We start from the raw sequence: 23,481 nt of genomic DNA, 5'->3' as shown, positions 1-23,481 counted from the left end.
GGCACTTAAGACCAAATCTTTTCTTTTTTCACTACCATATACAGCAACTTCCAACGAGGAACCGTACAAATAAATTACTGTAAATAAAAGTCCTAAGATGCCAACAATCCAAATAGCATTTCTTTTTATGAATATTAAAATCATATCTACTTTCATAAAACTGTCTTCCTTAACTTATTGACTCTACGAACTTTATTTAAATTTCTTTTTTTGATAAAAGCAAGTTTCATTTCAATTTTCTGTTAAATCCCAATCAATAAATAGTAGGTTAATATTAACTAGGGTTATTTATAAACTTAAATTCAAGCATTTCAGAAGCCATAAAAAGTGCCTACGTACTAGTTAATGTTAAGGTTCATCTACGTTCGTAAATTCGACTATTTTGATAAAATATTTATAAATAACGCTTCATTGAAGTAATAAAATACTGGTTCATATCATCTTCTTTTTCAGAAGCCCGTTTTTTGATCTCAAAATAGGTTTTGTATCTCATGCCTTTGGGCTTGTGAAGGTTTCTAGTGCCGTCTGCTGCAGAAAGCGACTTATCAGGTGCTAGGATGGTTTGATACTTAGCTAAAGCCCTTCGTGATCTATCTAGCTTGTTTTCGTTTACGCTTGGATGAATAGCGCCTCTGCAGATTCGGCAACGAAAGTATTTACCGCCAAACAACACAAGCGCTTTTCTCATACAGCTAGGACAACAAAACCAAATCCTTTCACCACCAAAATTACATGATGTTTTGATTAACGGTATTTGATCATTGATGCTTTCTGGTTCATTACTGCTGGCACCATGCTCGTATAGCAACGTAATGCTGTCATTTGATAACACGTAAGATATTGCACCAATAACATTATCATTTCTTGACCATGTAAGGGTTTGATTGATATTAGGTGTTAACCATCCCCGTTTTTTAAGCACTCTTAAATCTAATTTAAGATAGTTATCAGTTGTTGGTTTTGAATTGTATCTACTGTAACTACCTGAACCTCTACCACCCATTTAAATATCTCCAGTTTTTTGTCCCAAATCAATTGTCTAAAATAGGTTTTTTAGTTTTTCGCCACATTTTAATAAAGATTGTTTTTATAGTTATTAACTGGCTGAGTCATAATCTTGAAGCCACTCATCTATTGATTGTTCCTCTGGTAACTTCTTAATAGGGGGTAAAGAGACAACGTTACACGTCATTACTTGATTACTTAAAACGCGGTTTGCAGCACACGCACTTAAATTCCCCGCACTTTCAAACACACGCACTTGTTTTGACACGCACTTTGAATCAGGGTCTAAGCCTTTATCCACATGGTCTACGGCAACATGCTTGTCACCATTGCTTGCCACCAATCCTTGTCGCCAAACCTTGCCACCATTCCTTGTCACCAAATTGTCGCTCCCTTGTCGCTGGCTTGTCCCCAAATTGCCACCCAATAATTGCTCTATATCTTTATAAGCCAACGATAAAGGTTGGATAGATTTGTTTGCTAACTTGTCTCCTGAGCTTCTTTCACCAATAAAATAAACGTGCTGCAGCTTACTCATTGATTTATGCCATTCAGAAAATCGACGCGGTATAGCCAATGCGGTTTTTATCCAAAGCATGTAAAACGCTGAACGATCCCCCATATGAAACTGGCCATCTGGCAATGGGTCACCCGCTTTCTTGTTACCTGTTGTTCTCTGGCGCTTTAGTTGAGCATTAAACAACGCATAAACATCTTCACCCGTTAGTAAGTCAATGAATCGAATCATGACACCGGGTGATCGTCCGTTGTTATAAATACCTGTTTGGTAATACGCATAAGAAAAGATTGATTGGTTTGATTGTTGTGCAAGTTCTGACATTATTTTATTTCTATTGGCAGCAAGCCAATCCCGAGGGACCGGCTCACCACTTTTAGGTGTGATAACTAATTCGCCTTGGAAAACAGCTAAGCTGTCTCCCCTTTTTAGTAGGCTAAGTGTTAAGTTGCCATCCATAAGCGATCACCCTATACCAGCAACACAGTTACTTATTAGTGCTAACTGAGTCACCTCATGATTGATTGTTTTTTGTTTGTCTAATGCATCACTGGCTATGTCGCTAACAATGCTTAAACAGGCGCACAGGTCGCTTTTTGAATGGTCAGGCAGTCCACCAGCAATAATCAATAAATTAGATAATCCTTTAAGCTGTTTAATGCGCTTTGATTGGTTATCTAATACAGGGAACAAATCACATTTCATCATGCTGCTTCATTCCTTTGCTGATCATTGGCTGGTGGAACGTTTGATAAGTAATATCTAGCAATTCCACGGTGCAAACGTCCGTCTGGTGTTCTTACATCCTCCCGGTGAGATTGGATGTTATGGCCTTGTTGTTTTAACTCTAGCACTCTAGGTGCCGGGCTTATAAAACCAAGCTCTCTAAACTCCAAAGTATTGATTGATGGAGTGCGCTGCAAGTGTGCTAATATTTGATTGCGTTGTGTTGCTGCACTCGTATCTAATTGGTCAATTAAGGCGCTGCTTTCGTCGTTGGGAGTAGCGTTTTTCATTTCTACTACTCCTATGCTGCAAGCTTGCGTTGAGCAACTAAATCAGAAACAAGTAACTTTACTTCTTCGTTACTTTTCCCGGCAACCATTGCGGCTATAACAGCATCAATTTCATGTTGCAAATAACCCCGGGCACGTTCGCCTAAACTAATAGGCGGTGGTAGTAGGTTTTGATTTATACGGGTGTGAAATGTGGCTTTTGAAATGCCAAGTCGTTTGATGACTTCTGGCTTACGGTTAATGATTAATTGGATGTTAGTTTTCATATTAGTCTCGCTATGTTTGTTAATGACTCCTAAAGAATCATAAAACGTTTTAAGCGTTCAGTACTATGCAAACCTTTGATTAAATAAGCCCAGACTATATAGATCCCAATTTATATGGGTTGTCACCAAGTCAGGCCATTAGGGTTCTGGCCGTTCGGGAGCTACCCTAGACTTGGTAAAGTGGTTTACGCTGCTTTATTAATTGGATTACTCATTACAGACTCCATTAATTTAGATGATGCTCTTATAAGATTATTAATCCCTTGCAAGCTACCTAAAATATAATTATCTGTTTGTTTAGCAACTAATGATTCATTTGGAACCGTTTCAGCTACATCGCGCCAATACCCTTCGTCTAGGCTATTCAGTGCCCTATGCGCTCTCATTGCTAAAGAAGCACTACAAAAACCTTGTTTGTTTTGTTCTATATCGTAAAGAGCCTTTAACTTTTGCTCGACTTCTTCCATTTCCAAAAAGTATGCATCAAGAAAAGGAAGCAATCTAAGTACATGGGGTTCTTGTGAATTGTGGCAAGCTTGTATGACACACCACTGAATTGCTCGAGCATTTTCAATGTTGAAATAAGCCATTTGAATATCATCAGAAATGGTGATTGTTGGTTTAAGCATAATAATTCCCTCTTTGCTGGTGGTTGGTTACTGATTAACTAATCGTAAAGCTTGCTTAGCATTGGCTAAGCTCATGTTACCCATAGCGGCTTGCTCAATATGATTAGACCACCATTGCATCATGACTCTGCGTTGCTCAAGGTAGGTTGCCCGGTTATATGCGGCCCTAACATTATCTTTGTCACCATGAGCTAATGCGGCCTCGATTACATCACGATCAAAGCCTTGTTCATTTAAGCTTGTAGAAGCTAAAGCGCGTAAACCATGCGCCACCAGTCGACCTTTAAAACCCATGCGTTTAATTGCCATATTTGCCGTTTGTCTGTTAGCGGGTAATTTAGGATCGTTGTGGGACGGGAAAACAAATTTTCTATGACCACTAATTGGCCTAACTAATTCTAGTATTGCTAATGCTTGTTCTGATAGCGGTACATGATGCTCTCTATCCATTTTCATGCGACTAGCCGGTATGACCCATAACTTACGCTCTAAATCTATTTCTGACCATTCGGCTTCCGCTGCTTCACCGGGGCGCACCATTGTATGTAACTGCCATTCAATCAGGCATCGAGTCACCATTTTAATGCTGGCAAAGTTCAAAGCTTTCATTAAGTCTGGTAATTCACTGGGTAGCAATGTGGGCCGATTTTCTACTTTAGCCGATGGTATGAGCTTTTTAATCCCACTTAGCGGATTGTGGTGAACTATCCCAGCATTCACCGCAAAGGTCATAACATTGTTTAATCTACTGGCTACCTTTCTCGCTATTTCTAGACTGTTACGTTCTGTAATTTTTTTAATAGCTTGAATGGCTTTAGGTGCTGTTATTTGGTCAAGTGGGATTTTGCCAATATGTGGAAACACATCTTTTTCAAGCGACTTTAGAATATTGTGTGCGGTACCTTCAGCAATAGTTGTTTTATGAACGGCCAACCACTTTAACGCCACTACTTCAAAAGTATGGTTAGCCGCTTCTTGTTGCATCTTTAATGCTTCGTCTCTATGGGATTTAGGATCAAGATTGTTTGCCAATAGTGCTTGGTTTTCTTGTCTGCGCTTTCTAGCATCGGCAAGTGAAATAGTAGGGAACGAACCTAAACTAATGTTTTGGCGTTTCTTAGTGTGCGGGTGAGTGTAATTGAATAACCATAACTTAGAGCCTGTAGGCTTAATTCGCAGCATAAGTCCCTGCCCGTCTGCAAGGTTATATTCCTTGTCTTTAGGCTTTGCTTGGCTAACTTGGGTTGCATTTAACTGTGTGGTTTGACGTGCCATTGGTAACACTCACAATTTAATTTTTGCTTGATGTTACTAAGGATGTTACCTAAATAATTGGATAATACTAGACCCTAAAAAACCATACTGGACGCTATAGGCCAATGAAAACGGTGTTTTAGATAAGTATTTGGACGTTATTGGATGGTATAAAAAGGGGAAATGGTGCCCGGGGCCGGACTTGAACCGGCACGACCTTACGATCGAGGGATTTTAAATCCCTTGTGTCTACCGATTTCACCACCCGGGCATAGGATGGACTTGTAAGATACAAGCCGGTAATAAATTGTCTGACCAAATTTTGCAACTTGGCATTTTAACGTGATGGAGGCGGAACCCGGAGTCGAACCGAGATCGACGGATTTGCAATCCGCTGCATAGCCAGTCTGCCATTCCGCCAAATTTTACGTTTAAAACTTGGAGTGTCACTTTGTTGTAATCTTCGTGTTTTAAAACACTTAGCAACCCAATGAAGCTCTGACAATAATAATGCTACTTACTATCACTTTTAAAAATTTGGAGCGGGAAACGAGATTCGAACTCGCGACCCCAACCTTGGCAAGGTTGTGCTCTACCACTGAGCTATTCCCGCATCAACTCGCTCTTGGAGTGCTTAAATAACTAGTCAATTTGACTGGTTTGTTTAAGTGTCTTGCTGCTCCTCAAACTGTGGCGTGCATTCTACCGTCAAAGTATTAGCTGTCAACCACAAAAATATGCTTTTGTGACTGACTGCTTAATTTTTGTCACAAACGCCCTGTTTTTAAGCAAAACTAGCATTTTCACTAACAAAAACTTAAGTATTTTTGAGATCTTTCCACGCCGCTAAGGTGTAAATCACCATAGACCACAGAGATAACACTGCAGCAAAATACAATAAGCCGTAACCAAGGGTGACCCAGTAAATAGGGATGCCCATAAAATATTCAGTTTCTGATAACAAACCAATCAAAGCCAGCATTTGTGCCATGGTTTTAGCTTTACCGGTAAAGGATACTTTAACTAGCTCATGTTTGCCTTGTTGCCCCATCCATTCGCGAAGAGCGGATATGTATACTTCACGGGCCAGTAAAAGAATGGCCGGCACGGTTATCCAAACACTGGCATAGGTGTGGGTGATCAACAATAAGGCAGTGGCAACAATTAATTTATCCGCCACAGGATCTAAAAAAGCCCCAAAGGGTGTTGTTTGTTGTAATTTGCGCGCTAAGTATCCATCAACCCAATCGGTAATGGCGGCAAACCAAAATATAAAAGCCCCTGCTTGATGAGCCCATTTCCAGTCTAGAAAATATACGACAACAAAAACGGGGATCAACAGCACTCTTAGCATGGTAATTATGTTAGGGATGGTCCACATTGGCTTATTTTTTATCCTAATGTTAACTGGCAAAACTCAAGGCCACTTTCTACCTTTATCTGCACTTGGCTACAAGTATATTTTGTAATTCAATTAATTGTGTAAATGCTCATATATGGTATCGGCTAAATCTTCACTGATCCCAGGGACTTTGGCAATTTCGGCTTTACTCGCTTGTAATACACCTTGTAATCCGCCCATATATTTAAGCAAACTTTGGCGTTTTTTAGCGCCAATTCCCGGAATAGATTGCAGCTTAGACGTATTTTTGTCTTTTTGACGGCGTTCTCGATGACTCGTTATGGCAAATCGGTGGGCTTCGTCGCGGATATGTTGGATCAGATGTAAGGCTATTGAATCTGCCGCCATAGGTATAGTTTGATGGCTACCGGCCAAGATCAACGTTTCTAAACCTGCTTTACGACTTGTCCCCTTGGCTACGCCAATTAATAATGGTTTTTTAGCCTGCTGCCAGGTTTCAAAATAATCTTCAGCCTGCGCTAACTGACCTTTGCCTCCGTCGATGAACAAAATGTCAGGGATTTTGCTTTCGTCTTTGACATCACGATAACGCCGCGCCAATGCTTGCGCCATGGCCGCATAATCATCACCAGGCGTTATCCCTTCAATATTGTAACGGCGATAGTCAGTTTTATAGGGGCCATCACGATTAAACACCACACACGAAGCCACGGTTAGCTGTCCTGATGTATGGCTAATATCAAAACATTCCATGCGTTGTATGGGTTGCTCAAACTCTAAAATTTGTTCTAGTTCTAGATAACGGGCAAAAACCGATTTTTGCTCACTCTGTTTAGCTAACAAAGCCAGTTCGGCGTTATCATTGGCCAGTTGTAAATAGCGGCGTTTTTCTTCGCGAGCCCCTTTAAAAAATTGAATCTTGCGCCCTGCTTCACTACTTAGAAGCTTTTCAAGCGACTCTTGCTCAGATAACTCCAGAGGTATCACAATTTGCTGTGGAATAACTTTATTGCCGGCCAAATAAAATTGCAGAATAAAGGACTGAAAGACTTCTTCGGCATCAGACTCGGCAGGCACCTTAGGATAAAAACTTTTGCTGCCCAGCAATTTGTTATCACGAATAAACAAGCCATGGATACAGGCAATACCATTGCGGTACGCAAAACCAAACACATCAAGCTCTTGTTGATCACCACTCACCCATTGTTGTTCTTGTACCTTATTTAAGGCACTGATTTGGTCGCGGTAACGGGCAGCCTTTTCAAATTGTAAGTTTTCACTGGCAACTCCCATCTTATCCACTAAAGATTCGATCACTTGTTTATTTTTACCTTTTAAAAATAAACGTGCCAAATCAACTTGTTGGGTATATTCCTCATCACTCACTAAACCTTTAACACAAGGTCCAGCACAGCGTTTAAGTTGATATTGCAAACAAGGTCGGGTACGTGCACGGTAATAACTATCTTCACACTGCCGGATGGGAAACAAGCGTTGCATGGTGCGCAGGCTTTCGCGCACGGCCCAAGCACTTGGGTAAGGGCCAAAGTATTCACCTTTTAGCTTTCGAGCACCACGATGGTTACTGAGTCTGGGATGGGCGTGCTCAGACAAAAAGATAAAGGGATAGGATTTATCATCGCGTAACAACACGTTGTAACGAGGTTTATATTTTTTGATGTAGTTGTTTTCAAGAATAAAGGCTTCGACTTCACTGTTGACCACAGTGATGTCCATATCGTGAATTTGACTCACCAATGAACGGGTTTTAATGCTATCGAGGTTTTTACGAAAATAGCTACTCACCCGTTTTTTGAGATTTTTAGCTTTACCCACATAGATGACTTCTTGTTTCTGATTGTACATCCGGTAAACACCCGGTTGCTGCGTCAGATTTTTTAAAAAGTCACTGTGGTTAAATGTTTCGTTTTTATCCATGACCTAGAGTTGATCAGAATTGATTAACTTATGGCGTAGCGCCAAATGGGTTAACTCAACATCGTTTGATACACTGAGTTTTTCAAACATGCGATAACGATGAGTATTCACCGTTTTGGCGCTGATACTTAAAAAATCAGCGATATCAGGTACTTTAGCCCCTTTAGTTAACATTAGTGCTATCTCTAACTCACGCTCCGACAGTTGCTCAAAAGGATTACCTTCTTTGAGGTTTAACTGCCCAATGGCTATCTGTTGGGCAATATCAGGCGAGACATACTTTTGCCCTGCCGCCACTTTGCGAATAGCGCGGATCATTTCTTCTGGGTCAGAATCTTTGGTTAGATAACCAAAAGCGCCCATTTGCATTACCTTGGCAGGTATGGGGTTTTCTTTGTGAACCGATAATACGATGATCCGAATTTGCTCAGAAAAACGTAGAATTTGTTTGGTTGCTTCAAGGCCGCCCATACCTGGCATGCTCATATCCATTAGAACAATATCAGGGTTATTTTTACGGCAGAATTTAACAGCGTCTTCGCCATTAACCGCCACACCGATGACCGAAAAATCGGCAACATCTTCAATAATTCGGCGAATGCCCGTTCTTACCAGTTCATGGTCATCAACTAACAGCAGCTTTATCAAGTCAGTACCTCAGAAAACGTATGATTGCGGAATATATCACTTAATACGTATTAACAGCATGGCTATTTACAAACATCATAAAAGGGACGTTTTTTAGTAACCGCAATAAACATTAACGGTAAAAATGTGTACTTAATCTATTCCAGCCAGCAATGGTGTCACTCAAACCCTGGCATGTATTACGTGCACAACAATGTGCCACTTTACATTGAATAATCCAGCGATTTGAACAATCAGGCACTAACACAGGTTTACTAGGCTCACCGCCACAACGACAATGTTTGGGTACATGAGCAATCTGATTTAAACGTAAAGGCGCAATTTTCTTTTTCTTGAGAGGTAACATAAAACCAGCTTACTGCTTAAGGAGTAGCTTAAGGATAAGTTATCAGCATGACTTAAAACAACTTAAAAAAACATATTAAAAAGATATAAAACAGAGGAATAAATATAAGACTGCAAACAGCTGCTAGCAAGGAATTATATTATATCGCGATGACATTTTAGCTACGCGTAACCCATGATAACCCAATTTATTCGCGAAATTTGTATTCGAGCTATTCGTGCCCTCGTCAACCTTCATAGGGATAAGTAGGTTAATTCTGAAGTAGGTTTTTATGTAATTCCGGTTCTAAATAACCTAGACCACATTCTATTACTTCACGATGCACACCATCTATGTGTACATAATAAGCTTTCTCAATAATGCTTCCTGCTCTCCAACAATTGGGCCCTCTAACAAAAATGTATACTTGTTATCAGTTTTTAATATTTTAATCGCCGCATTGAATCGGAAAAAGTGGTATTCAAGCTCCTAAGTATCATTGAAAAAACACATAATTAGCTGCTCTCCTTCCTGTTGAACATTATATTCAACCGTATTGCCCTGAGCATCTATCCAACATGTTTATGCACTACAATTACGTTGTGGGTGACAAAGATACCCTATGCAAAATTTGGTCTGCTACGGTACTCAGGTTTGCCACTTTTGGATGACGATAAGTTATAACTTTTGGCGGCATCATTGCCCCCTTCAAACTCCCATCATTACAAGATTTAATACTATGAATATAAAAAAAACTAAGCTCCCACCTCAAACGATACGTGTATAGTGAATTTATTGCTTAATTTTAACAATTAAGCACTGTTTCCTAACTATGTAAAATAATTATCACCTAGTGTGGATATTCATTTTCTAATTTCAGCATCCTATAAAAAGACAAATAAATATTGTTTAATTAGCGCCACACAACGATGCCGAGTTCAGGACAAATCAACACAACTCAATCCAACAATAGGATATAGAAATAATGTACAAACTCTTTTCTATCAAAGTTAACAACTTAAGGAACAGTTTGAGACTGGCACTGACTATGTTGTTAATGTTTTCAATCAACGCTTGTGCGGTGCAATCCAACACCCTAGATATTCCAAAAAGTAGCAACCACCGGATGTTAGTGCTGACCGATATCGAAGCCGATCCTGATGATGCACAAACGCTAGTACGTTTGTTGTTGTATTCAAACCAAATAGATCTTCAAGGCATTGTTGCCACAACATCGGTGCACCAACAAACCATGGTAGCGCCGGAATCTATTTATCAAGTCATTGATGCTTATGCAAAAGTGCGCGACAACCTAGCACAACATGAAGCAGGCTATCCCGAAGCTCAAGCCTTACGCTCACTGGTTAAAAAAGCCCAACCACTTTACGGTATGCAGGCCGTGGGTAAAGGCATGGATTCAGAGGGCTCAGACTGGATTATTAAAATACTGGAAAATGACGATCCTCGGCCACTATGGTTATCCGCTTGGGGGGGCGTGAATACACTGGCGCAGGCATTATTCAAATTAAAACAGGACAAAAGCCCTGAAGAATTAAGTGCACTAGTAAAAAAATTAAGGGTGTATACCATTTCCGATCAGGACGATTCGGCTGCTTGGATCCGGAAAACCTTCCCTGACTTGTTTTATATAGTTAGCCCAGGTGGATATGGTGCCTCAATTTGGACTGGCATCAGCACTGTGGTTAACGGTATCGACAACTCTACCATTAGCAACCGCTGGCTAGCTGAAAACATTCAACAAGACCACGGCCCCATGGGACAGGAATATCCAGACGTCGCTTATGGCATGGAAGGTGATACGCCATCTTGGTTAAACCTCATTCAAAACGGTTTAAACATGCCGTCAAAACCCAACTGGGGAGGCTGGGGCGGTCGCTATGAATTTTACACGCCTGATCACAGTAATACTGATCCAAAAGGATTTACGGGTGGTGTGCCAGTAGAGCAAGAAACCCGCCCTATCTGGACAAACGCCATTGATACTTATGCACCACCGGTTGTCGGCGAATATAACCGCTCACTTAAGCCCGGCGAAAAAAGTTTTACGGGATATCGCGAAACATTATGGCGCTGGCGCGATGCCGTTCAAAATGACTTTGCTGCGCGTATGGACTGGACGATTAAATCCTATGATGATGCCAATCACCCTCCAGTCATAAATCTAAAACACCCAGAATCGATCACCGTTAAATCAGGACAGTCTTTCCATCTTGATGCACGAGGTTCAAGTGATCCAGATGGCGATAGTTTACAATTTTATTGGTTTAACTACGCAGAAATCGGCTCAATGAAAGATCAGGTAGTTAAAATCAACAGTGCAGAAAACATGGCGAGGGTCCACGTTGTCGCCCCAAACGTTGAGAAAGAAGAAAATATTCAATTTATTCTACAAGTGACTGACCGTGGTGCACCGGCGTTAACCCGCTATCAACGTGTGTTTGTTAAGATCGTGCCCTAACATTCTCACAATCAATATCATAGATAAAAAAGGGCAATACACGTGTATTGCCCTTTTTGTTGGTAATTAACTTTGTTAGCTAATTGCCCCCTATCTTGTAAACTATTTATAGATAAAGTGGGCTTTTTTAAACAACTTAAAGATCAAAAGTTAAGTACAATTTGACTATATTATTTATCTTTTTTTGTCCATTATTCGTGCACAAACACATCAAAAAAACCACTGACATCAACAATATCGTTGTAGCCAAAGATCCAGCACATTTCTACGGTATCAGAAAAATCTAAACCTCCAACGGCAACGGCTTTATTATCGTAACGACCTTCTACACCGTTGTATTTTTCGCCGATGGCTTTTGCCACCTGCCAGAGTTGCGCAACGCTTTTGTCAGCCAGTGGGCGCGACCACAGCGTGGCGTCTTCTGTGCGAAAACCCGGAGTGCCGTTACCTGTCGCGTTACCGTCAGGAATTTTGTAATAGTCGGTATATTGTTTAACAAAGGCTAAATCTGCTGGAGTAGCTGAATCTTGATTCCACTCACTATGTTGCACTATGTGGATACGGCTTTTGCTGTCTATCTTTGGCAATGTTTGTTGTATTTCGCTCACCATCGCCGCCGAAAAATCAGACTGCCCTGCTTCTGCTATCCATATATCACCCCCCTTTTTAAGGGTTTGCTGCACTAGTGCAACCACTTCTTCCAAAGCCTTATCTTTAGCTACATGGGCATTTGACCACTTATCACCAAACGCAGCTGCAAACAATTCAGGCGCAGGCACATATAAACCATCTTGAATACCATAAGCACCAGCTACCGCATGGTAGTTTACCTGGGCAAATGCTGGATGACGCAACATAGTTGCCACAGCCGCAATGGTATGGATATCGTCGACATCGGTTTTACTATCAAACTGCGCTAAAAATAAGTCTTTTGCAGTGTCAAACTTGCCAATCAAAGATGACGATTTTTCTGTTTTGTTTGTTACAGCTTGTTCTGCCTGCACACCCACAGCACCAAAAGCTAGAGCAACAAACACCATTAAATTTTTAAGCATTATTTTTCTCATGTTTATTTCAAAGTCACTGATGTTAAAAAACAATTAAACCTGATTCAGCGCACAACCGTAATTACGTTACCTTGCTTTGACTTATCGTTTATTTCTATCTTAATTTGCATGAATTAACAAAACATGGCTGCCTAGGCCTTTACCTTGGGCGGTAATCTTAATCTGCCCTTTTAGCGCCATTGGATTGCAATATCATCAAGGCACGACCTTTGGAAGTGACTAGGTGATTATTTTGAAATTTTTGCAGGTTATTGGCCCCACCATTATCCACACCTAACATCGTCGCTGGGCCTAAAACACTAAAATGCACACTAAGGTAAGTCAAACCCGGTACAAATTATTACGTCAGGCACACAAGTCCTAACATTGAGAAAAAGGAGTATAGGGTAAATAACGCGGTGGCTAAGGCAAGGGTCTAGCGATAGAAATCCATGTTAATTTTGAGCTAATTGCCATGGCTGTCTCCGTAATTCTTGCGTAATTCTATATACCACCGAAAACCATGAACATTTTTCATGGTTAAATGAAGTAAAGTCATTTTTTTTCATAGTAAAAACCACGTATAAAACACTCAGCACTTAACTTTAAACAACATTAGAGTTCATTTTCAATTCTGCCATTAGCTGAAAATCTAAGCCATTAGCGAAAATATTAAAGAAACTTTGGATACAACTAATTGAAAATTGGCAAGAACAGAAAAAACAGAATCAGCAGAATGAGCAAAACAGAAAATCGGGTTTTAACTCACATAAAGACTATTAGATCACCATGAATAAAGACTTTAAATTTACCATTAAGAGCGTGTGTTTTGATGAGAACTATCAACCATCAGACAATACCCGCATCACCACCAACTTTGCTAATTTGGCCAGAGGCAAGAGTCGCCAAGAGAACTTGCGCAACACCTTAAAGATGATCGACAACCGCTTCAATGCCCTAGCGCACTGGGATAACCCCAAAGGTGATCGTTATACTCTCGAACTTGAAATCATTTCCGTTGAGATGAATATTGATGTTCAAAGCAGTGGTAATGCCCTGCCCCTGATCGAAATATTAAAACCGACTATTGTTGATCGAGAAACTAAGCAACGCATTGCGGGCATTGTCGGCAATAATTTTTCTTCTTACGTGCGGGATTATGACTTTAGTGTGTTGTTGCAGGGGCACAATAAGAATCAGCCCAGTTTTAGCACGCCCGATAATTTTGGCGATTTACATGGCAAGCTATTTAAGTGCTTTGTGAACTCAGATACTTACACAGAGCATTTTAATAAACCGCCAGTTATCTGTCTGAGTGTGTCGAGCAGTAAGGCCTATCAACGGACTGACCATCAGCATGCGGTATTGGGCTTTGAATACCAACAAGACGAATATTCTTTAACTGATGAATATTTCAATAAAATGGGCTTACAGGTGCGCTATTTTATGCCGCCCAACAGTGTTGCCCCTTTGGCTTTTTATTTTTCTGGCGATTTGCTCAATGATTACACTGATCTTGAGCTTATCAGCACCATCAGCACCATGGATACCTTCCAAAAGATTTACCGACCTGAAATTTACAATGCCAATTCTGTCGCAGGCTTATCCTATCGACCCAGTTTGCAGCATCAGGATTATTCGTTAACGCGCATTGTTTATGATCGAGAAGAACGCAGCCAGCTCGCGCTTGAGCAAGGCAAATTTGTTGAAGAACACTTTATCAAACCCTACCAAGCTACGCTTGAACAGTGGTCAGCTAATTACGCTCTTTAGCACCGTAAAAATACAAGGTCATTTATTATGAAAAAATTGTTACCCACTTCAACGGCCGGCAGCTTACCTAAGCCCGCGTGGCTTGCCAAACCTGAGACACTTTGGTCACCCTGGAAATTGCAAGGCGCAGAATTAACCGAGGGCAAACAAGATGCTCTGCTTTTGTCATTGCAACAACAGCAACACGCAGGCATTGATATCGTCAGTGATGGTGAGCAATCGCGCCAACACTTTGTCACAACTTTTATTGAGCATCTAAGCGGCGTTGATTTTGAGAAACGCGAAACCGTTAGAATTCGTGATCGTTATGATGCCAGCGTACCAACAGTGGTGGGCGCCGTTACTCGCCCAAAATCCGTGTTTGTTGAAGACGCCAAATTTTTACGTCAGCAAACCAAGCAACCCATAAAGTGGGCTCTGCCAGGTCCAATGACCATGATCGATACCCTGTATGACAATCACTATAAAAGTCGCGAAAAACTCGCCTGGGAATTCGCCAAAATCCTCAACCAAGAAGCCAGAGAATTAGAAGCTGCTGGGGTTGATATTATCCAATTTGATGAGCCCGCCTTTAATGTTTTTTTTGACGAGGTAAATGACTGGGGCGTAGCCACCTTGGAAAGAGCAATTGAAGGGCTTAAATGCGAGACCGCCGTGCATATTTGTTATGGTTATGGCATCAAAGCCAATACCGATTGGAAAAAGACGTTGGGCTCAGAGTGGCGCCAATATGAAGAAGCGTTTCCCAAGCTGCAAAAATCCAGTATCGACATCATCTCTCTGGAATGTCACAACTCTCATGTGCCCATGGACCTACTTGAACTCATCCGCGGTAAAAAAGTGATGGTAGGTGCCATTGACGTGGCAAACAATACCATTGAAACACCAGAAGAAGTAGCCAATACTCTACGCAAAGCACTGCAGTTTGTTGATGCTGACAAGCTCTACCCCTGCACCAACTGTGGTATGGCGCCCCTATCTCGCCATGTAGCAAGAGGCAAACTCAATGCCTTAAGTGCTGGCGCAGCCATCATCCGCCGAGAACTCGCAAACTAGTTGTTTGCTAGTTGCTGTTTGCCAGAATAAGGCGCAGCAAGCTTAATGCTTTGTTTAGATTTAATATAGTGAACTACCGCTAATCTCACAGAGACTCAACTTGGCTGGTTAATTTAACAAATAACGGGCAAAAAAAAGCCTGATAAAAATCAGGCTTGAAAATGGAAACACACATAGGACACACATAAAAACTATATACTCAGAGGGCATGTAACCGCTTAAGTTCAAATGTTTGTTAATTATTTTTTAATAAATATTGCTTATGCCATAGCCGTAGCGAGTGCCAAACGGCTTACACCCCCATCTCGATGGCTTTTTTGGGGGTAAAACTGCTGCCAATGGAAGCGATAATGACCAAACCAATGGCAGCCCACTGCAACAAGCTCAGTTGCTCGCTTAACAGAACAAAACCAGCCAAGGCGGCAATCGCTGGCTCTAAACTCATCAGCACGCTAAAGGCCTGGGTAGGCATATTTCTAAGGGCAACCATTTCCAAGGAGTAAGGCAAGGCACTGGATAACACCCCCACCAACAAACCAAGGGGTAAAACTTGCCAAGAAATTAAGGCTAAACCTTGGCTCACAGCGCCAATTGGCACCAGTACAATGGCTGCTACCGTCATGCCTAGCGCCACGGTAATGCCACCTGAGGCTTGTTTGCCGGTGCGAGTCCCAAACAAGATATAACCTGCCCAGCAGCCACCTGCCCCTAAAGCCATTAATGCACCAGTAAGATCAAGCCCTTGTGCACTGGCTAAATCAGGCAGCAACAGAAAAATCCCTGTTATAGCCAGAGCAACCCACAGTAGATCGCTTTTTCGCTTAGAGCCAAATAAAGCCACAGCTAAAGGACCGGTAAACTCAAGAGCCACCGCTATACCTAAAGGAATGCGTTCAATCGCTAGGTAAAACAGGATGTTCATACCGCCTAAACACAGGCCGTAAATAATAATGCTCTGCCAATCTCGCCCCTGAGGTAATGCTCGCCATGGACGAAACACTAAGCACAGTACCACAGCGGAAAATCCTAAACGCAGTGCAGTGGTGCCTTCTGGCCCAATCAAGGGAAAAAGTTGTTTTGCTAAAGACGCGCCAGATTGAATAGTCACCATAGCGAGTAAAACACTGCCGACGGCAGTCAGCAGTACACGATTGATGTGCATCTAGAATAGGTCCAATAAAAATGAATAAGCTAAGCGGCGGCATTCTACCTGAGGCAAGTCAAACACGGCAGAAAATATTACTGTCAGGCACCGAAATCATCGCATTGCGGAAAAGGAATATAGGCAAATTAAAATCGTTTTATTCCATACAACACTTTTTATATTTTTTACCGCTACCACAGGGACAGGGATCATTTCGACCAATTTTGTCAGGTGCGATATAGGGCATTGGCGGCATATCGTAAATCCAATCGTCAGCGAGTTCATCCATGTCATCAAATATTTGCGGCGAATTTTGCCTCAATTCAGTCAGTTTTTCGAGTAGTTCAGCCTGTCGAATTTTATTTTCTTCAGGCGTTCTATAAGCCGCCCAATGACTTAACTCATCAATAACATTGAACTGTGTCCTAATAAAACCAGATTTAATTGAATTTTGCTCCATTGCCAGCCAATCTTCGATTTCCATAGGAGAAATATAGTCTGGGTCTATTTTAAAATCCGTCGCCAACTCGACTAATTCCTGCTTAAATTGTTGTAAATCATGGTCAATACAACTTGCTGCTAACGACGCTAAAAAGTGCGCACTTACCTCACTTGCATCGGTGACAAATAAATCAAGCCACGCTCTAATAAATTGAACCAGTTTATCGTGGGTTATTTGACCACTTTCATATTTAGCAAATATCGCAAACATGGCTGCCGATTTAACATAACCACCTGAAGATTGACTGCCAATAAGTTGGTTCAGTAAGTCAATATCATTCTGACTCAGAATATAGAAGAAACTGGGAAACAACTCAGTCAATGCATCGCCAAATACAGCCTCTAACTCACTATCGTATTGATCGTCACGATCACACAAGGTCAAAAATAAGGGATAAGCCTGGTATTCTTGCTGCTGTACAGCTAAGAGAACGCCCATAAAAAGAAGGTTATTTTGCGCTTCACTAAGGGAGGATGGATTGCTAGAAAACTGTTGCATAACGGTACGTATTTCTGGCCAACATTCATGCCATTGCTGGGCCGCATTATGTAAGGCGTCTGTTGGTAATATCCCTTCTTGAAAGTCGGATAAATCCGCGATGATTTCTGAAATAGTCATAGAAGGCATAATAGTTGTAGTCATAAAAATGGCCTTAGCAGAGCTTAAGAAATTACAGTGGACAATGAATATAAGAATACTCTACCTATCAAGCAGCAAATTCACTATGACCACCTGCGTTTTTTACAAAAAATTAAAACCTCGTTATTAATTACATACTTAAGTTGATTAAAAAAGTGACTTGCACCTTGGCCAGATATTTTGTGAAACATCTCAACAACCTTTTACTATACAATCAACACCTTTCCGCCTGTTCAAGCACTCAACATTCTACGCATCATGAGCCAAACATTCATATTACGAGATTACCAAACTCAAGCTGTTGAGGCGGCGCTAAAGCATTTTCGTCAAGGCGATGACCCAGCCGTAATTGTATTGCCCACCGGTGCAGGTAAAAGCTTAGTGATTGCTGAGTTAAGTCGGCTGGCCAAAGGTCGCGTTATTTGCCTTGCCCATGTAAAAGAGTTAGTTGAGCAAAATCATGGAAAATTTCTGGCTACGGGATCAGCTGCGGGTATTTTTTCAGCGGGACTCTTTTCGGCAGGACTGGGCCAAAAAAACAGTACAGCAAAAACAGTCTTTGCCAGTATTCAATCACTCTCAGCTAACCTCGACGCTTTTCATACTCCTGCCAGCCTGATTATTATTGATGAATGCCATCGAGTGGGCATGGACGAAAGTGGTCAATACCATAAAACCATCACGCATTTTCGCACGCTTAATCCTAAGGTAAAGATCCTTGGCTTAACCGCTACCCCCTATCGTTTGGGTAGCGGCTGGATTTATCAGCAGCATTACCATGGTTACACACGTCCCTGTGCCGACTCTTTTTTTAAAAAATGTATTTTCGAATTACCCCTACAGCACATGGTAAAAAAAGCTTATTTAACCCCACCCATTCATTATGACGCCGCCATTGCCCATTATGACTTTAGTTTGTTGACAGAAAGTTTAGACGGTGAACAAAACACCGATGATATCGCCTTAAATGAACTCATCCACAAATACCCACGGGTGACCAAGGCGGTGACCGAGCAAATTTTACAGCTTAGCCAAAACCGCCAAGGCGTAATGATTTTTGCTGCAACCATCGATCACGCCCAAGAAATCTGCGGATATTTACCTGCAGAGCAAACAGCTTTAATTACCGGCACCACCAAAATAAAACAACGTGACGCACTAATCGCCGCGTTTAAAGCCAAAAAAATTAAGTACCTAGTGAATGTGTCGGTATTAACCACAGGCTTTGATGCACCCCACGTGGATGTCATTGCTATTTTGCGCCCCACTCAATCCATCAGTTTATTTCAACAAATTGTCGGTCGTGGTTTGCGCCTCAGTCCGGGCAAAAAGGACTGCCTAGTATTGGATTACACCAATAATGGTTACAACATTTTTCAGCCCGAAATTGGCGAAAAAAAACCGACACAAGATTCTGTGGCGGTGCAAATTATTTGCCCGCAATGCAATTTTGCCAATGTTTTTTGGGGTAGAAAAGACTCAGCAGGGAATATTCTTGAGCATTTTGGCCGCCGTTGTCATGGCTTGATTGAAGCCCCAGATGATGCTGCAAGCCCAGAAGTCCCAAATGGCCCAAAATACGAGACACAATGCACTTACCGTTTTCGCTTCAAACACTGTCCGCATTGTAACCAAGAAAACGATATCGCCGCCAGACAATGCCAGCATTGCTCAAAGAAGCTCATTGATCCCGATGATATATTAAGAAGAGCGTTAAATTTAAAAAACAATAAAGTACTGCGCTGCGCTGCCATCACGCCACAGATTATCTGGGCAGACAAGTGCCTAAAAATCACCTACCACGATGAAGACGGCCTCACGTTATCGGAAACCTTCCGCTTTAATTATAAAAATTCGCGACAATCCTTTAACGATTTGTTTGCCCGAAGAATAGCCAACGGCAGTCAGTCGCTTCAGTTCAACACACTTGAAGAGCTAGAGAAGTTTTTACCCTACCTACCAGCGCCTGACTTTGTGATAGCCAAAAAGCAAAAACATCACTGGCAAGTAACCGAACGTATATTTGATTACGAGGGGCCATATCGAAAAGCGAATGAGCTTGGCTGACAAACATAGAAAAGCTGGGTGTTGCAGAATATAGCTGATAAAAGCAGAAAAAATGATAGATATTGAACCACCATAATGCCCAAAATGTAGGAGTAGCTTTAGCTGCGAAGAAACAACAAGCCAAACGAAGGGCAACCGCGATTTAACGCAGAGCTCACCCAATTATTAACCAGCAACCGACATTTCAATCGCCCCACATTTACAAACAAATATTTTAATTATATTCAAGCAAAACCTTATTAGCGTTGTTGGCACTGTAATTTTTGCTCTTTAAATTAGGTATTGATTAAAACAGACAATTGGCGTTACAGTGGTTTTAAAATTAACCTAATTTAAACAACTGTACATAACGTATTTTTCAAATGAAAAAGAACATACAAATATTGTTTCTGCTCCTTTTTGCTGCGTTACCAATGCGTGTAATGGCAGACAAATTAACCGCATATTGCCGTGATTATCCTCCTGAGATGTTTTTTGATAGTGGCAAATGTATAGGTGCAGTACCTGACTTAGCTTCAGATATTTTTGCGAAGCTTGGACACGATATAATATGGTTAAAACAACCGCCATTGGGACGATCCGTTAGAGAAGCCCAACAAGGCAATATTGACATATTGATTCGGCACTCGCTGACATCAGAAAGAGAAAAATTGCTGTATTCCATTGAATATGCTTCTCCAACTAGAAGTCTATTTTTTTATAAATCACATAAATTCAAGTTCGATATAGACTCATATGAGGCGCTGCAAAAAGTCAACGTAGGTGCCATTCGAGGTGTTTTTTACTCCCCGTCCTTTTCAAAGTTAGATGGAAAAAAATTGATATTAGTTGCAACAACAGAACAACTTTTAGCGCTATTAGATTTAGGCCGGATAGATGTGGCGGTAACTTCTGCCTATCATTATGTAGAACTATTTGCTGCTTGTTTTGAAAAAGTATCATTAGAAGATTCTTTTGTTAACCCTATGTATATAAGCATTTCCAAAAATTCAAAAGCAGCTAAGTATCACAAAGAAGTCTCAGATCTGATGTTGAAATACCGTAAAAGCGGTAAAGTCGATGAATATTTTGAAAAATATGGGCTACCCGCACCAAAACAAGTTTTTGACTAAATAGCCCTACATCAGTAATTCACTGAGTTATTAACTTTTAAAAAGCCAAGATATTGAACCACGGAGGGCACAGAGATCATGGAGGAAAAGATCTACAAGTAGGCTAGAAAATAGCAGAAATTAAATGCTAGATAATGAATAAATACCGCGGCCTATGCCCAACACGTAGGAGCTGCTTTAGCTGCGAAGAAACAACAACCAAAGCAAAAAACAACTTTATTTCAATCGAACAAAAAAAATCACAACTCATTGTTTTAATTATGTTCAACAAATAATTTCATAATCGTGAATGGCTATTTAATTCCCTTTTTACGCTATATCGATACTAACATCTGGGCTTGCAACGAGTAGGATAATCAACGAGGTTTTTCATTTTTTTCTAACATGTGCAAAAACTTATCAAAGCGTTTTTGCCTAGTTTCTGCTTTTTTAGCGGTTTCAAGGCCATATGAAATTGTATATTTACTGCTTTTATTCAGCGTTGAAAAACACGCTTTTGCCTTCACGTTTTGCTCTAAGGCCTCTAAAAAATCATCTGGAATGACCATCTCACTAGAGGGGGCATAGGCAGCATCCCAACGACCATCAGCTTGCGCCGCTCTAACATGTCTTAATCCAGATTCTTGCATTTTATGCTCGGCAATGAGTCTCTCCACATGCTCACAATTACGTTTCGACCAAATACTTTTTGGCCGTCGTGGTGTAACACGTTGCATATAAGCACTGTCATCCAGTGATTTTTTAACGCCGTCAATCCAGCCCCAACACAAACATTCGAGTACAGCTTCATCCCAAGTAATTGAGGGCACGCCAGAGGCCTTTTTAAATATCTTTAACCAAAGTTCGTTTTGCGACTCGTGATTTTCATGTAACCAAAGAGCAAACTCAGTAGCAGTCGCGAAGGCCTGAATATTGTCATTTTTTGGAAGTGGCATTTTCATTTTCCATTATCAGTTACATTTTATGCTCTTAAAAACTATCATCAACACAACGCAACATTTTTTAACTGTTTATAAAAGTCAATAATATCAACAATATAAGCTTAGTAGAAATATATTAGCTATTAAGCGAAAAGCTCAGCTATACATGTACCCATTCAAGTTACGGGTAATGTTTAATTATCTATTTAAGTTGAACAATCTTTTGAACTTTGTAAACTGGCGACTTAGCTAATAAGCAACATCAGCAAAACAACGTTAAAAGTTAGCCATAGATAGCGGCATAAACACTAATACCGGCAATTGCCCAGAATACCAGCCAAGATACATGTTTACCTTTACTAAATCCTGCCGCCAGAGCACCACTAAACAGAAACGATTTACATGGACATGATAATTTATACTATCGATTCGCAAAAATTAAGCCATATGTCCTTATTGCCTCTAAGCAAAATCCATACGGTAATATTCGACTTGTTCACTAAACAGCGGGTCAACATGCAAGGCTGATTTCTCAAACACCATACCCAGCTTTTTCATTACCTGTATCGACGCCACATTCTCTTTTACTGCAATGGCCGAGAAGCTTTTCACCTGATGGTTATCGGCAAGCACATGCATAATGTGCTTTGCCGCTTCAGTGGCATAGCCCCTACCCCAAGTTGCCTGCTTAAAGCGCCAGCCTAATTCCCAATTATCAAACTCTGGATTTTCACTGAAAAAGTGCATGGGTCTAACAAGTACCCAACCTAAATAAAGTTTTGTTGCCGTGTCGCAGACTTCCCAAAGCCCCCAACCTTTCTCGGGGTTTAAATACTTAGCCATGCGCGGCAGCATACAGTTTTCAATATCTTGCACAGTACTAGGCACGCCTTTAGTAATGTACTTCATCACTAGCGGATCACTATCCACATCAAGTAAACGCGGCCCATCGGCTAAGGTCATAAGCCGATAACTAAGGCGTTCTGAAGGGTTGATTATCATTGGTTTAGGTCCTAGTAAATGCACTTGCCGAATTGGATATGTAAATATACATGCCATCTATCAGTATTTCATTGGCTCTGACCCTGCAGATCTTAATTACAAGACTTTCAACGAACTTGACCCCGTAATTCGTAAGTTATAACAGTGCTTTAACCTGAGTGATTCCAAACGCTAATAATAAATGTAATGCGCCAACTATGGCTGATACCGATTCAAAATGAGCTATAGGATTTACTGTCATTTTTGATTTAATTGTTTTTATTTCATCGGATGAAATATGATTGTGTAATCTTTTAGACCACTCGTCAAATTGAGTTTCAGCGAAGGTGAGGCTTTTTCTAGCATTCCAAAATCTAAAAATAAATGCAATGATGAGATAGCCAGCAATTAAATTAAATAGAAGACTAATTTGTGGCGAAAACAATAGTTCTTGTTTGTTTAATGCAATCCTTGCGAACATAGTTAAAGAAAATATAAAGCCTATCGACAATAAGTCTGTGATTAGACCTTTACTTAAACTTTCACATGCAGACCCTAAACTATCAGTGAATACTTTAACATCTGAATAGAGGTCTTTAAGTTCCTTTCTATAATCGTCATTTCTTTCCGCAATAACATATTTGTATTTGCTTTTAGCTTGAGATAACGCATTTACTAACAAACTGGGTTTAACTAAGAGAATATTTTGTCCCTCAATTAAATCAAGAGTTAACCTATCCGAATAAAGCGTTTTCTTAGTTTCATAATCATCTTCTAGGAAAATCCAACTAACGGCTTCTT

23 protein-coding genes and 3 tRNA genes are annotated in these 23,481 nt (G+C 40.8%); 5 read left to right on the top strand and 21 right to left on the bottom strand.

Annotated features, from left to right (window positions below; all coding sequences use genetic code 11):
• Positions 1-394: 394 nt before the first annotated feature.
• From AX660_RS09475 to AX660_RS09410, 14 genes are all read right to left on the bottom strand, one after another.
• A complete protein-coding gene (locus tag AX660_RS09475) occupies positions 395-1,003 on the bottom strand; it encodes a hypothetical protein (RefSeq protein ID WP_068375903.1) in 609 nt (202 codons plus the stop codon).
• 93 nt (positions 1,004-1,096) lie between these two features.
• Complete coding sequence (locus AX660_RS09470) at positions 1,097-1,981, bottom strand: hypothetical protein (RefSeq protein WP_068375902.1); 885 nt, start codon at positions 1,979-1,981, stop codon at positions 1,097-1,099.
• 6 nt (positions 1,982-1,987) lie between these two features.
• Entirely contained in the window at positions 1,988-2,230 is a 243-nt protein-coding gene (locus AX660_RS09465) for a hypothetical protein (RefSeq protein WP_068375900.1), read from the bottom strand.
• Positions 2,227-2,538 carry a helix-turn-helix domain-containing protein gene (locus AX660_RS09460; protein WP_068375898.1) on the bottom strand — a complete coding sequence of 104 codons (312 nt, stop codon included), beginning with the start codon at positions 2,536-2,538 and terminating at the stop codon, positions 2,227-2,229. The genes AX660_RS09465 and AX660_RS09460 overlap by 4 nt, the downstream gene beginning before the upstream one ends.
• Positions 2,539-2,549: 11 nt before the next feature.
• Complete coding sequence (locus tag AX660_RS09455) at positions 2,550-2,804, bottom strand: helix-turn-helix transcriptional regulator (protein ID WP_068375894.1); 255 nt, start codon at positions 2,802-2,804, stop codon at positions 2,550-2,552.
• Positions 2,805-2,989: 185 nt separating this feature from the next.
• The gene (locus AX660_RS09450) at positions 2,990-3,433 is read right to left on the bottom strand and encodes a hypothetical protein (RefSeq protein WP_068375892.1); all 444 of its coding nucleotides are present in this window, start codon (positions 3,431-3,433) and stop codon (positions 2,990-2,992) included.
• A gap of 27 nt (positions 3,434-3,460) precedes the next feature.
• Entirely contained in the window at positions 3,461-4,708 is a 1,248-nt protein-coding gene (locus AX660_RS09445) for an integrase domain-containing protein (protein ID WP_068375890.1), read from the bottom strand.
• A gap of 163 nt (positions 4,709-4,871) precedes the next feature.
• Positions 4,872-4,958: transfer RNA gene (locus tag AX660_RS09440), tRNA-Leu, on the bottom strand.
• Positions 4,959-5,033: 75 nt separating this feature from the next.
• Positions 5,034-5,107 (bottom strand) — tRNA-Cys (locus AX660_RS09435).
• Between the two features lie 118 nt (positions 5,108-5,225).
• Positions 5,226-5,300: transfer RNA gene (locus tag AX660_RS09430), tRNA-Gly, on the bottom strand.
• 204 nt (positions 5,301-5,504) lie between these two features.
• On the bottom strand, positions 5,505-6,068 hold the full coding sequence (gene pgsA / locus AX660_RS09425; RefSeq protein ID WP_068375888.1) for a CDP-diacylglycerol--glycerol-3-phosphate 3-phosphatidyltransferase: 564 nt from the start codon (positions 6,066-6,068) through the stop codon (positions 5,505-5,507).
• Between the two features lie 93 nt (positions 6,069-6,161).
• Positions 6,162-7,988 carry an excinuclease ABC subunit UvrC gene (uvrC, locus tag AX660_RS09420; RefSeq protein ID WP_068375887.1) on the bottom strand — a complete coding sequence of 609 codons (1,827 nt, stop codon included), beginning with the start codon at positions 7,986-7,988 and terminating at the stop codon, positions 6,162-6,164.
• A gap of 3 nt (positions 7,989-7,991) precedes the next feature.
• The gene (uvrY, locus tag AX660_RS09415; protein WP_068375886.1) at positions 7,992-8,636 is read right to left on the bottom strand and encodes a UvrY/SirA/GacA family response regulator transcription factor; all 645 of its coding nucleotides are present in this window, start codon (positions 8,634-8,636) and stop codon (positions 7,992-7,994) included.
• A gap of 112 nt (positions 8,637-8,748) precedes the next feature.
• A complete protein-coding gene (locus AX660_RS09410) occupies positions 8,749-8,982 on the bottom strand; it encodes a hypothetical protein (RefSeq protein WP_068375885.1) in 234 nt (77 codons plus the stop codon).
• Between the two features lie 1,009 nt (positions 8,983-9,991).
• Here AX660_RS09410 and AX660_RS09405 point away from each other — a divergent pair.
• The gene (locus tag AX660_RS09405) at positions 9,992-11,440 is read left to right on the top strand and encodes a DUF1593 domain-containing protein (RefSeq protein ID WP_201027431.1); all 1,449 of its coding nucleotides are present in this window, start codon (positions 9,992-9,994) and stop codon (positions 11,438-11,440) included.
• Positions 11,441-11,631: 191 nt separating this feature from the next.
• Here the strand turns inward: AX660_RS09405 and AX660_RS09400 are convergent, their stop codons facing one another.
• Entirely contained in the window at positions 11,632-12,495 is an 864-nt protein-coding gene (locus tag AX660_RS09400) for a hypothetical protein (protein WP_201027430.1), read from the bottom strand.
• A 169-nt stretch (positions 12,496-12,664) separates the two neighbouring features.
• Positions 12,665-12,817 carry a hypothetical protein gene (locus AX660_RS23185; protein WP_162266415.1) on the bottom strand — a complete coding sequence of 51 codons (153 nt, stop codon included), beginning with the start codon at positions 12,815-12,817 and terminating at the stop codon, positions 12,665-12,667.
• 458 nt (positions 12,818-13,275) lie between these two features.
• Between AX660_RS23185 and AX660_RS09395 the strand changes: the two genes are divergently transcribed.
• Positions 13,276-14,259 carry a DUF1852 domain-containing protein gene (locus tag AX660_RS09395; RefSeq protein WP_068375884.1) on the top strand — a complete coding sequence of 328 codons (984 nt, stop codon included), beginning with the start codon at positions 13,276-13,278 and terminating at the stop codon, positions 14,257-14,259.
• 27 nt (positions 14,260-14,286) lie between these two features.
• Positions 14,287-15,315 (top strand): methionine synthase, encoded by a 1,029-nt coding sequence (locus AX660_RS09390; protein ID WP_068375883.1) that lies wholly within the window; start codon positions 14,287-14,289, stop codon positions 15,313-15,315.
• Between the two features lie 292 nt (positions 15,316-15,607).
• Here the strand turns inward: AX660_RS09390 and AX660_RS09385 are convergent, their stop codons facing one another.
• The gene (locus AX660_RS09385) at positions 15,608-16,477 is read right to left on the bottom strand and encodes an EamA family transporter (RefSeq protein ID WP_068375881.1); all 870 of its coding nucleotides are present in this window, start codon (positions 16,475-16,477) and stop codon (positions 15,608-15,610) included.
• 139 nt (positions 16,478-16,616) lie between these two features.
• Positions 16,617-17,603: a DUF1186 domain-containing protein gene (locus AX660_RS22970; protein WP_068375879.1), complete on the bottom strand. Its 987-nt coding sequence runs from the start codon at positions 17,601-17,603 to the stop codon at positions 16,617-16,619.
• Between the two features lie 255 nt (positions 17,604-17,858).
• On the opposite strand from AX660_RS22970, the gene AX660_RS09375 reads away from it, so the two are divergent.
• Entirely contained in the window at positions 17,859-19,667 is a 1,809-nt protein-coding gene (locus tag AX660_RS09375; RefSeq protein ID WP_068375877.1) for a DEAD/DEAH box helicase, read from the top strand.
• Positions 19,668-20,029: 362 nt separating this feature from the next.
• Complete coding sequence (locus AX660_RS09370; RefSeq protein WP_068375875.1) at positions 20,030-20,779, top strand: substrate-binding periplasmic protein; 750 nt, start codon at positions 20,030-20,032, stop codon at positions 20,777-20,779.
• A 356-nt stretch (positions 20,780-21,135) separates the two neighbouring features.
• On the opposite strand, the gene AX660_RS09365 is transcribed toward AX660_RS09370, so the two are convergent.
• The 3 genes from AX660_RS09365 to AX660_RS09355 form a co-directional block, all read right to left on the bottom strand.
• Positions 21,136-21,714 carry a YdeI/OmpD-associated family protein gene (locus AX660_RS09365; RefSeq protein WP_068375873.1) on the bottom strand — a complete coding sequence of 193 codons (579 nt, stop codon included), beginning with the start codon at positions 21,712-21,714 and terminating at the stop codon, positions 21,136-21,138.
• Positions 21,715-22,161: 447 nt separating this feature from the next.
• Positions 22,162-22,701: a GNAT family N-acetyltransferase gene (locus tag AX660_RS09360; RefSeq protein WP_068375871.1), complete on the bottom strand. Its 540-nt coding sequence runs from the start codon at positions 22,699-22,701 to the stop codon at positions 22,162-22,164.
• 136 nt (positions 22,702-22,837) lie between these two features.
• Positions 22,838-23,481 (bottom strand): hypothetical protein (locus tag AX660_RS09355; RefSeq protein ID WP_162266414.1); only part of this gene is annotated, 644 nt, incomplete at its 5' end.

This window comes from Paraglaciecola hydrolytica (assembly GCF_001565895.1).
Classification (GTDB): domain Bacteria; phylum Pseudomonadota; class Gammaproteobacteria; order Enterobacterales; family Alteromonadaceae; genus Paraglaciecola; species Paraglaciecola hydrolytica.
Note: the sequence above shows the minus strand (reverse complement) of the source record. Positions and strands in the feature narration are given on the sequence as shown.

Bases quoted from the DNA above. Each gene is read 5' to 3' on its own strand.
- AX660_RS09475 (WP_068375903.1), bottom strand. From the start codon at position 1,003: ATGGGTGGTAGAGGTTCAGGTAGTTACAGTAGATACAATTCAAAACCA.
- AX660_RS09470 (WP_068375902.1), bottom strand. From the start codon at position 1,981: ATGGATGGCAACTTAACACTTAGCCTACTAAAAAGGGGAGACAGCTTA.
- AX660_RS09465 (WP_068375900.1), bottom strand. From the start codon at position 2,230: ATGATGAAATGTGATTTGTTCCCTGTATTAGATAACCAATCAAAGCGC.
- AX660_RS09460 (WP_068375898.1), bottom strand. From the start codon at position 2,538: ATGAAAAACGCTACTCCCAACGACGAAAGCAGCGCCTTAATTGACCAA.
- AX660_RS09455 (WP_068375894.1), bottom strand. From the start codon at position 2,804: ATGAAAACTAACATCCAATTAATCATTAACCGTAAGCCAGAAGTCATC.
- AX660_RS09450 (WP_068375892.1), bottom strand. From the start codon at position 3,433: ATGCTTAAACCAACAATCACCATTTCTGATGATATTCAAATGGCTTAT.
- AX660_RS09445 (WP_068375890.1), bottom strand. From the start codon at position 4,708: ATGGCACGTCAAACCACACAGTTAAATGCAACCCAAGTTAGCCAAGCA.
- pgsA (WP_068375888.1), bottom strand. From the start codon at position 6,068: ATGTGGACCATCCCTAACATAATTACCATGCTAAGAGTGCTGTTGATC.
- uvrC (WP_068375887.1), bottom strand. From the start codon at position 7,988: ATGGATAAAAACGAAACATTTAACCACAGTGACTTTTTAAAAAATCTG.
- AX660_RS09410 (WP_068375885.1), bottom strand. From the start codon at position 8,982: ATGTTACCTCTCAAGAAAAAGAAAATTGCGCCTTTACGTTTAAATCAG.
- AX660_RS09400 (WP_201027430.1), bottom strand. From the start codon at position 12,495: ATGCTTAAAAATTTAATGGTGTTTGTTGCTCTAGCTTTTGGTGCTGTG.
- AX660_RS09395 (WP_068375884.1), top strand. From the start codon at position 13,276: ATGAATAAAGACTTTAAATTTACCATTAAGAGCGTGTGTTTTGATGAG.
- AX660_RS09390 (WP_068375883.1), top strand. From the start codon at position 14,287: ATGAAAAAATTGTTACCCACTTCAACGGCCGGCAGCTTACCTAAGCCC.
- AX660_RS09385 (WP_068375881.1), bottom strand. From the start codon at position 16,477: ATGCACATCAATCGTGTACTGCTGACTGCCGTCGGCAGTGTTTTACTC.
- AX660_RS22970 (WP_068375879.1), bottom strand. From the start codon at position 17,603: ATGACTACAACTATTATGCCTTCTATGACTATTTCAGAAATCATCGCG.
- AX660_RS09375 (WP_068375877.1), top strand. From the start codon at position 17,859: ATGAGCCAAACATTCATATTACGAGATTACCAAACTCAAGCTGTTGAG.
- AX660_RS09370 (WP_068375875.1), top strand. From the start codon at position 20,030: ATGAAAAAGAACATACAAATATTGTTTCTGCTCCTTTTTGCTGCGTTA.
- AX660_RS09365 (WP_068375873.1), bottom strand. From the start codon at position 21,714: ATGCCACTTCCAAAAAATGACAATATTCAGGCCTTCGCGACTGCTACT.
- AX660_RS09360 (WP_068375871.1), bottom strand. From the start codon at position 22,701: ATGATAATCAACCCTTCAGAACGCCTTAGTTATCGGCTTATGACCTTA.